Origin of the sequence: Thiocystis violacea (assembly GCF_016583575.1) — a bacterium.
GTDB lineage: Bacteria > Pseudomonadota > Gammaproteobacteria > Chromatiales > Chromatiaceae > Thiocystis > Thiocystis violacea.
Genome location: NZ_NRRG01000003.1, coordinates 129,836 through 142,545, shown reverse-complemented (window position 1 = coordinate 142,545; position 12,710 = coordinate 129,836). Strand labels below are relative to the sequence as shown.

6 protein-coding genes and 1 pseudogene are annotated in these 12,710 nt (G+C 67.2%); 4 read left to right on the top strand and 3 right to left on the bottom strand.

Annotation, left to right across the window (positions count from 1 at the left end; translation table 11 throughout):
- Window positions 1-17: 17 nt before the first annotated feature.
- Window positions 18-1,769 (bottom strand): hypothetical protein, encoded by a 1,752-nt coding sequence (locus tag CKO27_RS02900; RefSeq protein WP_242470695.1) that lies wholly within the window; start codon window positions 1,767-1,769, stop codon window positions 18-20.
- 287 nt (window positions 1,770-2,056) lie between these two features.
- Here CKO27_RS02900 and CKO27_RS02895 point away from each other — a divergent pair, with 287 nt between their 5' ends.
- The 3 genes from CKO27_RS02895 to CKO27_RS02885 all read left to right on the top strand — a co-directional run bounded on the left by CKO27_RS02895 (window position 2,057) and on the right by CKO27_RS02885 (window position 9,659).
- Entirely contained in the window at window positions 2,057-4,039 is a 1,983-nt protein-coding gene (locus CKO27_RS02895; protein ID WP_200373369.1) for a TOL_0244 family TonB-dependent receptor, read from the top strand.
- A 95-nt stretch (window positions 4,040-4,134) separates the two neighbouring features.
- Window positions 4,135-4,764, top strand: coding sequence for a TOL_0243 family YfiR-like periplasmic protein (locus CKO27_RS02890; protein ID WP_200373368.1), 630 nt, complete (start codon window positions 4,135-4,137; stop codon window positions 4,762-4,764).
- Window positions 4,765-5,021: 257 nt separating this feature from the next.
- On the top strand, window positions 5,022-9,659 hold the full coding sequence (locus tag CKO27_RS02885) for an EAL domain-containing protein (RefSeq protein WP_200373367.1): 4,638 nt from the start codon (window positions 5,022-5,024) through the stop codon (window positions 9,657-9,659).
- A gap of 309 nt (window positions 9,660-9,968) precedes the next feature.
- Here CKO27_RS02885 and CKO27_RS24385 read toward each other — a convergent pair.
- Together CKO27_RS24385 and CKO27_RS24380 are read right to left on the bottom strand one after the other, a co-directional pair.
- Window positions 9,969-10,187, bottom strand: a pseudogene (locus tag CKO27_RS24385) (C-terminal helicase domain-containing protein); the annotation flags it as partial.
- A gap of 49 nt (window positions 10,188-10,236) precedes the next feature.
- Window positions 10,237-10,998, bottom strand: a complete 762-nt coding sequence (locus CKO27_RS24380) for an SWIM zinc finger family protein (protein ID WP_242470694.1) — start codon at window positions 10,996-10,998, stop codon at window positions 10,237-10,239.
- A gap of 130 nt (window positions 10,999-11,128) precedes the next feature.
- Between CKO27_RS24380 and CKO27_RS02875 the strand changes: the two genes are divergently transcribed.
- Window positions 11,129-12,706 carry an ATP-binding protein gene (locus CKO27_RS02875; protein ID WP_200373366.1) on the top strand — a complete coding sequence of 526 codons (1,578 nt, stop codon included), beginning with the start codon at window positions 11,129-11,131 and terminating at the stop codon, window positions 12,704-12,706.
- The last annotated feature ends 4 nt before the right edge of the window (window positions 12,707-12,710 follow it).

Below are 12,710 nucleotides of genomic sequence, written 5' to 3'. Positions count from 1 at the left end.
CCCGAAACGCCATGGTTTTATCTTGGGGGGCGGATGGTATCGCGGAACCAGGGGCGATACTCCTCCATGCGCGCGCGCTGCTCGCGCGGGGCCTGGCGTCGGCAGGTCGCGGCATCCGGGCTGTCGGGCGTCGCGCCCCAGCGCGTCTCCACGCAATCGTTGGGGTTGTAGGCAACCTCCAGTCCCGCGCGGCGGGCGTAGAGCTCGCGCAGACTCAGCCGCCAGGGGCTGCCGTCACTGCGCTCGTAGCTGATGAAGCGCTCGTCCATCCGGCGCGCGTGTAATTGCTCGACCCGAGCCGCCGCGCTGGCCGCGCTCTCGCCGCGCAGAACGTAAAGCTCGGGATAGCGGCGGATGCGTTCGGGCAGTCCCTCGACCGCCTTCATGGCGATCAGCAACCGCATGTCGCGCGAGGGCGTGGCGTAGTCCTCCCAGGGTCCGGTGGTCTCGAAGATCGCGGGTCCGCTCGGCATCGCCACGACCGTGCCGGGACGCGAGCGCATATGGCGCTCGCCGGTGTCGACCGAGGTCACACGGGTCTCCAGTTGTTCCATCAAGGCGTCCAGCGTCGACTCATAGGCGGCGGTCGGATCCAGACCCTGGGGATTGATGAGCCGTTCCATGCGGGCGTGGAAGTCGTCCGGGTCGAGCCCGGCCTGTTCGGTGGAGTAGGGCGGCAGACCGGAGCGGCCGTCCAGCGCCGCGTTGGGCAGGAGGCGGGTGCCGCCACCGGCGGTTCGCGCCAGCGGCCGATAGGCCTTGAAGCCGGGACCGGCGCTCGGTGTGCGCGCGAACAGGAAGTTGCCCTCCCAATAGCGCTTGCGGGCCACCGAGTTGTCCGGTTGGGCATCGACCGCGAGCAGGCGTCCACTCTCCCGGCCGTTCTGGGGAATCCATTTGACCAGAATCAGGATGTGACCATAGGGATCGGCGTAGACGGTGCCGGGCCAGAGCCAGGCGCGATCGAGCGGCACCGGATAGAAGTCCGTGTCGTCGTCATCCAGGGCGGTGCGCACGCTCCCGGAGTGCACGGTGTCCATGATTCGCCGACTGACCTCGCGCGCCGTGCTCGGCGGCGTCCGGGCTCCGCTGAATCGGGTCTCGATCACCGGGGACTCACAACTCGGCGGGCGGCTCCGGCTGCCTCGGTTACAGGGACGGTAGGCGATCGGCAAGCCGAGCTTCCAGGCGAAATAGGCGCGCAGGAAATAGGGCAGGTCGGCGCAGTCCGGCTCGGCCGGAAACTGGTTGTCTTCGTTCTCCCCGAGGTAGTTGAAGAGAAAATTCTGGGCCGGATCGCGTAGGACCGGGGCGAGCGACGCGAAGCTCAGCGCCTGCTCCGGCGGGGCGTTGAACAGATGCTCGATCCAGGCCGAGTAGAGCGCCTCGCTCGCCAGATCCCAGTCGCCGCTGCCGCGGTCGCTGACACCCCCGCCGACCTCGATTTCGGCACAGGCGACCACGCGACCCGAACGGGTCGTCTCCACCCGATGGACGCCCGATGCGGGGCGAAAGCGGGTGCCGTAGAGACTCCAGGGCGGGCCGCCGTTGCTCAGCGCGCGCAGTCGTTCCTGTTGCCCCGAGGGATCCGTGATCCGCAACTCGTCCAGGGCGGCGTCGGTCGCGATCGCGAAGATCTCCAGCGGGGCACCGGGCTGAGGATTGAGCGGCGCGGTCCAGATCCGGACCTGATCGCCCGGCCGACAGTCAGTGTCGGCCGAGGTCTGGCCCGGCAACAGGAGACCGGTCAGGCCGAGTAGGATGGGCAAAGCGAGGCGTGCCCACCCTCTAGGCTCCGACGCGCGGGATACAAGGATGGGCGCCGCGAAACGCGGCGTGAAGACGGCTGTCATCGCGATTACCTGGAGCCCGGTCGATAGTCTCGGAGTGTACCGCCGATCCCGCGCCGGGCGCATCTGGCGTCGGGATTTCGCGCCGCGCGTCTGAAGTGATTGTGACGGGTATAGAATGCGGGGCGACTCTTTCCACCGAGGTTCTCCATGCCAATCGCGCACTCGCTCGCGCACGGGGCCGGCCATGCCAGGCGGGCCATCCGATGAGCGCCCGTTCACCCTCCTCTGGCGCCAGGATTCCTGGCCTGCTGCTCCTGACCTGTCTGGTCGCGGCCAGCACGCCTTCGCTGGCCGATGAGATTCTGTCGACCGCGCGTCTGGCTTCGCTGAAAGGCCTGGATGTCCAGGAGTTGCTCGAAGTGCCGGTGACCTCGGCCTCGCGCCGGCCGCAAAGGTACGCCGATGCCGCCGCCGCCCTGTTCGTGATCTCGCGCGAGGATATCCGCCGTTCCGGCGCCACCAGCTTCCCGGAACTGCTGCGCATGGTCCCAGGCGTTCAGGTGGCCCAGGTGGACGCGAACAAGTGGGCGATCTCCGCCCGGGGCTTCAACTCGCGCTATTCCAGCAAGCTGTTGGTGCGCATGGACGGCCGCACCCTCTACTCGCCGCTCTACTCCGGGGTTTACTGGGACGTGCAGGACGCCCTGCTGGACGACATCGAGCGCATCGAGGTCATTCGCGGGCCGGGAGCGACGCTCTGGGGCGCCAACGCGGTCAACGGCATCATCAACATCATCAGCCGCTCCGCCCACCAGACGCAGGGCGGTTTGCTGGCGCTCGACGTCGGCAAGGAAGAAGGGCTGGCGGGGGCGATCCGCCATGGCGGGGCCATGGGCGAGGACGGCGCCGTCCGCCTCTATGCCAAGGGATTCGAGCGCGATGCCAGCCGCACGGTCACCGGCGAGGACGCGGCCGACGACTGGCGCGACGGTCGCGTCGGTTTCCGCTCCGATCTCGATCTCTCCGAGTCGGACAGCCTGACCTTCCAGGGCGACTATTACAACGCCAATGCCGGGGCCACCATCACCCGTGGCCGGGTGGCGAGCGAGACGGAGTCCGATACCTCGGGCGGCAACCTGCTGGCGCGCTGGACGCGCCAGTTGGGGTTCGACGCCGGCATGGAGTTCAAGGGCTACTTCGATCAAACCCGTCGCTCGAGCTGGACCCTGGACGAGATTCGGGACACCCTGGATCTGGACTTTCAGCAGCATTTCACGCTGGCCGAGCGCCATCTGCTGGTCTGGGGGACGGGTTATCGGTTGACGCGCGACCTGCTCGGCACGGAGGCCGGCGCCGCGACCACCTTCGACCCCGAGCGGCGCGAGGACACCACCCTGAGTGCCTTCGTCCAGGACGACATCGCCTTGCTCGACGAGGCCCTGCACCTGATCGTTGGCACCAAGCTCGAGCGCAACGACTATACGGGCTGGGAACTGCAACCGAATCTGCGCCTGCTCTGGAGCACGACGCCCAATACCAATCTCTGGGCGGCGGTTTCGCGCGCCCTGCGCACCAGTTCCAGGTTCGAGAGCGATGTCGTCATCAAGGCCGGGCGGGTCCTGGTGTCCGGTAACACCGAGCTGAACTCGGAGCGACTTACGGCCTACGAGCTTGGTTTGAGAACGCGCCCACGCGCCAATCTCTCGCTGGATCTGAGCGCCTTCGTGAATGACTACGACCATCTGGTGAGCTACACGCAGATCGGGGACTCGCTCAATTTCACCTTCGATAACGAGGTCTTCGGCACCAGCCATGGGTTGGAACTGGCGAGCAACTGGGATGTGACCCGCGCCTGGCGCCTCAAACTGGCCTACAGTTGGATCCACATGGATCTGCAGGCGGACGCGGCCAGTTCCAGCATCGCCTCTCCGTCCATCGGCGACTCGGCGCCGCGTCATCAGGTCAGCCTGCGTTCCTGGTTCAATCCGCGCCCCGATCTGGAGCTGGATGCCAATATCTACTACGTGGACGCGCTGGAGTACTACGACACGGGGGCCTACCTGCGCCTGGATCTGCGGCTGGGCTGGAGACTCAGCGCGGATCTGGAGCTGAGCCTGGTCGGCAAGAACCTGCTCGACGAGAGCCATCCCGAGTTCTCCAAGTTCTCCGGTAACTCGGAGCCGGAGGGGCTGGTCTACACTCAGGTGGAGCGGAGTCTGATGCTTCAGGCCAAGTGGGAGTTCTGACTTCCCGCTCCGTCTCGCTAGAGGGGCGAGTCCGGATTGGGTTCCGGTAGATTCGGAACCGCCCGCTCGGTGGTCGCAAGGATAACGAGGGATCGATGAGGCGCCAGGCACTGGATGTCGGTTGGCGGTTTGTCCGCAAGGGATCTCGCCCAGGCCGGGCTTGGGGCCTGGCGTCTACCCTCGCAAGGCTCCCGTGGCTGATTCTCGTCCTCCTCTCGACCGCCGGCGCGGGCGCCGCCGGCTTTTCCGAGGAGGAGGTGCGCGCCGTCTATCTCTTCAATTTCGCGGTGTTCGCCGAGTGGCCGGCGGAGGCCTTCGAGTCCCCGTCCAGCCCCTTCCGCTATTGCGCGCTCGGGAGCCAGGCGGTGCGCGCCAGTCTGGCCGAGGTGCTGGCCAATGAGCGTGTGGGTGCGCGCGCGCTGATCCTGGTCGAGGCGGAGAACCCCGAGGACTGGCGCCGCTGTCATGTGCTCTATCTGGGTCATGCCGCGCGCTCGCGCGAACGGGAGGTGCTGGCGGCGGTCGCCGGGGCGCCGGTCCTGACCGTCGGTGAATCGGAAGGGTTCGCGCTCGCGGGCGGTATCCTGGGCCTGACGCGCAAGGCGGGTCGTTTGCGCACCATCATCAATCGGGAGGCCGCCGAGCGTGCCGGCATCCAGATCAGCTCCAAACTGCTGCGCCTGGCGACCCTGGTCCAATCGACCCAGGACGCTCCGACGCCATGATGGAGGTTTTCCCTGGTTTGCCCCCTGTCGTGATCCGCGGCCGGCCCTGGGCTATCATCGGCCGAGTGCGCGACCCGAACCGGCGCGCGGATCGCTCCGATCCAGAATACCTCGTACATCCCGTCCATCAAGGATCTTGATCCGCCGGGACGGGATTGCTCGTCAATCGTCTTAGGGACCGGGCGCGGGTCGATCCGTGGCCGTGGGAATGTCGTCGTCCTTGTTGGATACGGGGACTGGATGTGGGACTCGCCAACATGAAATTCCTGTCACGCCTGTCGATCAGCGCTCGGTTGCGTCGCGCCGCTGCCCTCTCCGCCCTGTTCGCGCTGCTCTTCGCCATGCCCGTCGCGATTGCCATCCGGTCATGGGTCGACTCACCTGTCATGATCGGCGCCTGGCTGGTGATGCTGCTGTGCGTGTCGACCGTGCTTGCCTGGCTGGTCGCGGGCTCCTTGCTGCGAGGTCTCACGGCGCCGATTTCGCGCCCGTCCTCCGATCTGGAGGAGACCGGGCGCGAACAGGGCCTGGCCACGAGGAGCCGCGCGCGCGACGAGCCCATCGAGCCCGCCCGCCAGGCGTCGAACGCCATCCACGGCCAGTTGACCACCTGGTCCGCGCCTCCCGACAAGTCGAGCTTGCTGACGGATCTGAGTCACGAACTCCACACCCAGTTGAACGGCGTGGTCGGCATGAGCGAACGGCTGCTGGCGACCTATCTCTCGCCCGAGCAGCGACGTTATGTCGGGGCGCTCACCCGCGCGGGTCGGCAGTTGCGCACGGTCATCCGTGACATTCTGGATATCTCCCGGATCGAGTCCGGTCAGATTCGTCTGGAACGCACCGAGTTCGAGCTCGCGCGCGGCATTGAGGAGGTCTTGGTGTCCATGGCCGAGCGTGCCGAGGCCAGGGGCCTGGAACTGGTCGGCGATCTCCCGAGTGATCTGCCCTGGCGGGTTCTCGGCGATCGCGGCCGCTTCGAGCAGGCGTTGAGCTATCTGCTCGGGCATCTGCTCGCCTTGGCCCAGGAGGGCGAGGTGGTGGTCCGGGCCTCTGCCCTGGCTGGCGAGGCCGACCGGGTGGAGGCGCGGATCGAGGTCATCGTGCCCTGGCTCGATCCCCTGGCCATGACCCAGGACGCGGACATCGATGCCTTCAGGCGTGTCGAGGATGCGCCCGTCACGGAGTACAGCGGCCCCGGTCTGAGTCTGGCCCTCGTCCGGGCGCTGGTCGGCTTGATGGGGGGCGAGGTCGGCTATCGGAGCGAGCCGCCGGGTGGCGCGCGGTTCTGGATCTCGTTGCCCTTTTCGGTCACTCGCCGGGAAGCCCCCAGGCCGGCACTCCCGGAGCGGCTCCTCGGGCAACGGCTGTTGCTGGTCGCGCCCGGTGGCCACGCGGGCGAAGTGATCGCCTCCTATCTGCGCGAGGTGGGTTTCGAGCTGGTTGTCCGTCCCGACGTGGCCGCGGCGCGCGAGGCCCTCGCGGCGGGCGAGCCGTTCGCGGCGCTGGTGGCCGACGGCCGGGTAAAGGGGCTGGAGTCCCTGCTCTCCAAGGTCGCCCTGGGCGAGGAACCCTGGCTCGCGCGGATCCCTCGTATCCTGCTGGTTCCCGCACGGCCCCAATGGCGGGATGAGCGTGCAGCCCTGCTCGATGTCACGGCCTGTCTGCTCAAGCCGGCGCGCCGCGCCGAACTGATCGCCTGCCTGGCTGGCGCCCCAGGCCGGGGTGGGATGACGGCTCGCGAGTCCGACGAGCACGAGCCGGAGGACGTCGAGACCATGCCAACGCCCCTGGGGCTCAAGGTGCTGGTCGTCGACGACAACGCCATCAACCAGGAGACGGCCGTCGCCATGCTGCGCGTGCTCGGCTGCGAGGCGCGCGTACTCTTCGATGGTCAGGCCGCCGTCGAAGCCTGCGCGTTCGACTCCTTCGATCTGATTCTGATGGACTGCAAGATGCCGCTCATGGATGGCTACGAAGCCACCCGGCGTATCCGTCTCCAGGAATCGAGCGAGCCGGGCCGGCACACGCCGATCATCGCCCTGACGGCCCACGCCATGGACGGCGATCAGGAGCGCTGCCGGGTCGCGGGCATGGATGATTATCTGGCCAAGCCGGTTTCACTCCAGGCGCTGCGCGCCACGCTCCTACGCTGGTCGCGGCGCCGGGCGCGGGAGGAGCCGCCGACGTCCTGGAACGACCCTGTCGCCGCCTCCGTCTCCTGGTCGTCGATGGGGGACGCCGGCGATCCCCTGGGGCTGGACGCGCTGGCGAGGTGGCCGATCCTGGATCCGGCCCCGCTTGAGGAGATTCGGGCGCTCAGCCCCGAATCCGGACTCGCCCTGGTGGCCCGGCTGATTCGGGGTTTCCTCGACTCCGAGCCTGGTCTGGTCGCCAATATCCGGGAAGGACTGGCGACGGGACAGGCGCGGACGCTGGTCGAGGCGTCGCGCGCCTTGCACGCGGCGGCCACGACGCTCGGCGCCGCGCGACTCGCGACCCTGTGCGGACGTTTGGAGCGCGTTCCCAACTCGGCGCTGACGCTGGAGGCCGCCACCAGGGCCACGGCGGTCCTGGTCAGGATCGCGGCCGAGACCCGGCGGGCCATCGAGGACCGTCTCGGTGAATCGGCGGGCGCTTCCTCGCGCTCCGACGAAGAGACCGTCCCACTGTTGGAGATGCGCTTCGACGCGGCGCCGAGCGAGGCTCCATGGCCCTGGGATTCGCTCCAGCACGAGCGCGACGGGGTTCTGGTGGCCGAGCGCGAGCCGGGGCGGGATGCGCGTCCCTTGATCCTGGTGGTCGATGACAACCCCGCCATCCACGCCATGGCGCGCTCGACCTTCGACAAATACGGTTTCCGCTTCGTGGGCGCGCGCGATGGTCGGGGCGCCCTGCAGGCGGTCCGGTTCCAGCGTCCGGATCTGGTCGTGCTCGATCTCATGATGCCGGGGATGGACGGTTACGAGACCTGTGGACGGCTGCGCCAGTTGCCGGGTTTCGAGTTGATCCCGATCCTGGTGGTGACCGGACTGGAGGATCTGACGTCCATCGAACGCGCCTATGAGTCCGGTGCCACGGATTTTCAGGCCAAGCCGGTCAACTGGCACCTGCTGGCGTATCGGATCCGCTATCTGCTGCGCGGCCATGTCACCCTGGCCTCCCTGCATCGCAGCGAGGCGAGCAACAGCGCCCTGGTCGCGGCGATTCCCGATGCCCTGATACGCCTCGACGGCCAGGGTCGGGTGCTGCAATTCAAGTCGGGCGCGATCCTGCGCAAGGTGGGGGGCGACCCCGCCGAGACGGCGGTGTCGGATCTCTCCGACCTGCTGCCCGAGACGATGTGCGGGGTCATTCGACGCGAACTCCAGGCCACGCTCGCCGAGCATGGCGTGCGCGAACTGGAGATCGCGCTGGCCGACGAACAGGGCGAGGCCCTGGCGTTCGACGCGCGTCTGATCTCGGTCGACGCCGATCAGGTCATCCTGCTGCTGCGCGACATGAGCGAGCGCCAGCGCCGCCAGCGGGTGATTCAGCAGTTGGCCTATCAGGACGGCCTCACCGGGCTGGCCAACCGCCAACGCTTCAATCTGGATCTCGCGGGCGCGCTCGGGCACGCACGGCGCCGCGAGGATCGTCTCGCGCTGCTCTATCTGGATCTGGATCAGTTCAAACGCATCAACGATTCGTTGGGGCATGGTGTCGGCGACGAACTGCTGCGAGCGGCGGCGCAACGCCTGCAGGACGCCGTGGATGAAGCCGTCTCGAACCTCAGGACGCGCGGGATCGCGGTCGCGAGCACCCTGGCCCGGCTCGGTGGCGACGAATTGACCGTGATCCTCAAGGGCAACGGTCCCGAGCGGATCGCCATGCAGGTCTCCGAGCGCATCCTCGCCAGGTTCCGCGAGCCGCTGCATGTCTCGGGTCACGCCATCGTCTGCACGGTGTCCATCGGCATCGCGCTCAGCCCCGAGGACGGCGAGAGCCCCGAGATCCTGCTCAAGCACGCCGACACGGCGCTCTACGCGGCCAAGCTCAAGGGTCGGGACACCTACCGCTTCTTCACGGTCGCGATGGGCGAGCGGGCCTCGCGGCGCCTGGAGACCGAGGCGCGGCTGCGCCAGGCGCTCGAGCGCGACGAATTCCGGCTCCACTATCAACCCATGGTCGACAGCCACTCGCGCGAGCCGCGGGCTCTGGAGGCGCTGCTGCGCTGGGAGGATCCGGAGCAGGGTCTGCTGGAGCCGGAGTCCTTCCTGCCGATCGCCGAGGAATCGGGGCTCATCCTGCCCATCGGCCACTGGGTCATCGAGGAACTGGGGCGTCAACTGGCCGACTGGGCGGGTCAGGGGATCGTTCTACCCGTCGCGGTCAATCTCTCCGACGGTCAGTTCAGCGACCGCGGCCTGATCGATCGTCTGTTTCGACTCGCGCGCGGTCGTCCGCCGGGGTCGATCAAGCTGGAGGTGACCGAAAGCCTGCTGCTCGCGCGCGACGCGCGCCTCATGGATACCCTGACCCGACTGCGCGATCGTGGGTTGCGGGTCGCCATCGACAACTTCGGCACGGGTTATTCCTCCCTGGCCCTGCTGAAGCATCTGCCCATCGATACCCTGAAGATCGACCGGACCTTCGTCCGCGAGATCGGTCGCGAGACCACCACGGAGCTGCTGATACGCACCATCATCGCCATGGGGCACGGCCTGGGATTGCATGTGGTCGCCGAGGGCGTGGAGACAGAGGAGCAGTTGGCGTTCCTGGCGCAGGAAGGCTGCCAGGTCGCCCAGGGGTTTCTCTTCGCGAAACCCTTGCCGGCTTCCAGGCTCGCGCTGAAGGCACCGGGCGAGGAACCGGCGGCCGGCCTCGTCGAGGCGGGTGGCGCGTCGTGGACCTAGACCGCGACCGGCTCGCCGGCCACCGCCATCACGAACGTGCCGGCGTCCTCGGCGGTTCGGGCGGCGCGTCGTCCGCCTCCTCGACCCGATCAAGCACCACAGCAGCGCCACCCCGCGCGGACCCATCTCGCTCGCATCCGGGGCGACCACGTTATCGAACAGATGGCGTTTGCCCTGGACCAGTTGCAGCACCCGCTTCTCGTAGGAGTCCGAGGCCACCAGCAGGATCGCCTGCACCTTCTGACGCTGGCCTAGCCGGTGGATGCGGGCGATGCGCTGTTCGAGCACGGCCGGGTTCCAGGGGATGTCCAGGTTGATCAGGACCGCCGCGTTTTGCAGGTTCAAACCGGTGCCGCCGGCATCGGTGGAGATGAAGACCTGGATGGCGTCGTCCTCGCGAAAGCGGTCCATGAGGTCGCCGCGCTGGGCCGAGGGCACGCCGCCATGCAGGCGCACGCTGCCGAGCCCCATGGTCCGGATGCGTCGCTCGGCCAGCTCGGTCATGCGCTCCCATTGCGAGAAGACCACGGCCTTGAGCCCGGCCAGTTTGCACAGCTCGTCCAGGATGGTCTCCAGCTCATCGAGCTTGGGCGCGCCCTCGGTCTCCCTGTCCACCAGCCCGGCCGCGTTGCAGGTCGACGGCGGTCTCCGCGCCGCGCCGCAGCCGGATGACCGGCGCGTCGTCGCCCTCCCAATCCAGGAAGACATAGGCGCGCGGCGGAGGCAGATCCTTGATTTGCCTGTAGTCCGGACGCTTGCGCAGCCGATGCAGCACCGCCTCGATGTGCTTGCAGGTGCCCAGCTCGTTGGTCGCGAAGTCCGGACAGGTGCAGTGATTCGCGCGGCGGTCGAGCGCCCGGATATGGACTCGATACTCCGCCGGAAAATGGGTCGCCGATTGCAGCGAGCGCGCGCTCCAGAGACCGAAGCCGTTCTGTTCGGCGGATTCGAAGAGCGGCTGAACCCGCACCTCGGCACGCGCCTTGGCCAGACGCTCCTTGATCGCCGCCTCGGCCGCGTCGGCGAGCTGTTTGTCCTCGCCCTGGCCTTGCGCGTGTGCGAAAAGCGCGGCCATGGCGTGGACGCAGAGTCCGACCCCGGCGGCGTTGGCGCCGCAGTCGCAGCCGGCGAGGAGGCGGCCCTCCGCGTCCAGGGCGATCTCGACATTGAGCTTGTCGCCGGTTTCCGCGTCCTCGACCTCGGCCAGGAGTCCCTGCTCGTTGCGATCCAGGGTGGTCACGCAGCGGTCGTGACAATGGCGGAGCGCCTCTCGGACGATGGCCGGCTCGGCCAGGGTCTCGATCCGATCCGTATCCAGCAAAAGGGCATCGTGATGCATGGGTGCGCCTGAATCATCATCGCAAAGGGTCATGGATTAGCCGCCCCGGACGATCGAGGCACGCGGTCCCGACGCCGGGAACACCCAGGTATAGAATCAATTTGGGAATCCTCGACTCAAGGCCGCGCCCATGATCCGCAAGAAACTGCCCATCGGCATCCAGACCTTCCGCGAAATCCGCGAGGACGGTTACTACTACGTCGATAAGACGGATTTCGCCTTCAGCCTGATCGAGGCCGGGAAGTATTACTTCCTGTCGCGCCCCCGTCGTTTCGGAAAATCCCTGTTCATCGACACCCTGGCGGAACTGTTCGCCGGCAACGAGCCGCTGTTTCGGGGGCTGGCCGTGCAGGATCGCTGGGACTGGAGTGTCCGCTACCCGGTCATCCGTCTGAGCTTCGGCGGCGGTCTGGTGCAAGGCCCGCAAGACCTGGAGCGCAAGATCCGGGAGCAACTCCATCTCAACCAGAGCGCCCTGGACCTGAGTCGCACGGAGCCGGGCTTGGATGGCGGCTTGGCGGAGCTGATCCGTCGGGCGCGTGAGGCGAGCGGTCAACGGGTCGTGGTGCTGGTCGACGAGTACGACAAACCGCTCCTGGACAACCTGACCCGTCCGCAAGAGGCGCGGGCCATCCGCGATGGACTCCGGAACCTCTATTCTGTCATCAAGGACTCGGACGCCCACATCCGCTTCGCCTTTCTCACCGGGGTGAGCAAGTTCAGCAAGGTGAGTATCTTCTCGGGGCTGAACAACCTGCGCGACATCACCGTCTCGCGGGATTATTCGGCGATCTGCGGCTATACCGAGGCCGATCTCGATCAGGTCTTCGCGCCTGAGCTGGAGGGGCTGGACCGCGCGCTGATCCGCCGCTGGTACAACGGTTACAACTGGACCGGCGAGTCGGTGTATAACCCCTTCGATCTCCTGCTCCTGCTTCAGGAGCGCGAGTTCCGCGCCTGGTGGTTCGAGACCGGCACCCCGACCTTCCTGATCGATCTGCTCACCAAGCAGGGGTTCTTCACCCCCAACCTCGCCCGACTGCGCGCCGATGAGGCCCTGCTTTCGGCCTTCGACGTCGACCATATGGTCCCCGAGGCGCTGCTCTGGCAGACCGGTTATCTCACCTTCACCGCCACCCGTCAGATCGGCGCGCGCATCGAATACACCCTGGGCTATCCGAATCTGGAGGTCGAGAGCGCGCTGAACGACGTCCTCGCCAAGGCCCTGATCGGCCACCCGGCACGCGCGAGCGAACTGGCCAGCCGGCTCTACGATCTGCTCTTCGCCAACGATCTGGCCGGGCTGCATCGCCATTTCGAGAGCCTTTTCGCCAGCATCCCCCATCAATGGCACGACACCAACCCCATCGCCCGCTACGAGGGCTATTACGCCAGTGTCTTCTACAGCCATCTGGCCGCGCTCGGGCTGGATCTGCGAGTGGAGGACAGTTGTAGCGCCGGACGTCTCGATCTGGCTCTGCGTTTCGAGGGCCGGATCTATCTGTTCGAATTCAAGGTCGTGGAGTTGGAGCCCGAGGGACGCGCCCTGCGCCAGATCAAGGATCGCGGCTACGCGGACAAATACCGTGCCGAGGGCCAGCCGATCCACCTGATCGGGGTGGAATTCAGCCGCGAGCGTCGGGGCCTCGTGGGGTTCGAGGTTGAGACACTGGAGCCACTTGATCCGCCTGGTCATGGACAGGATTAACGGG

What these genes read in the sequence shown, in the direction of transcription:
- CKO27_RS02895 (WP_200373369.1), top strand. Translation starts at nt 2,057, where the DNA reads ATGAGCGCCCGTTCACCCTCCTCTGGCGCCAGGATTCCTGGCCTGCTG.
- CKO27_RS02890 (WP_200373368.1), top strand. Translation starts at nt 4,135, where the DNA reads ATGAGGCGCCAGGCACTGGATGTCGGTTGGCGGTTTGTCCGCAAGGGA.
- CKO27_RS02885 (WP_200373367.1), top strand. Translation starts at nt 5,022, where the DNA reads ATGAAATTCCTGTCACGCCTGTCGATCAGCGCTCGGTTGCGTCGCGCC.
- CKO27_RS24380 (WP_242470694.1), bottom strand. Translation starts at nt 10,998, where the DNA reads ATGCATCACGATGCCCTTTTGCTGGATACGGATCGGATCGAGACCCTG.
- CKO27_RS02875 (WP_200373366.1), top strand. Translation starts at nt 11,129, where the DNA reads ATGATCCGCAAGAAACTGCCCATCGGCATCCAGACCTTCCGCGAAATC.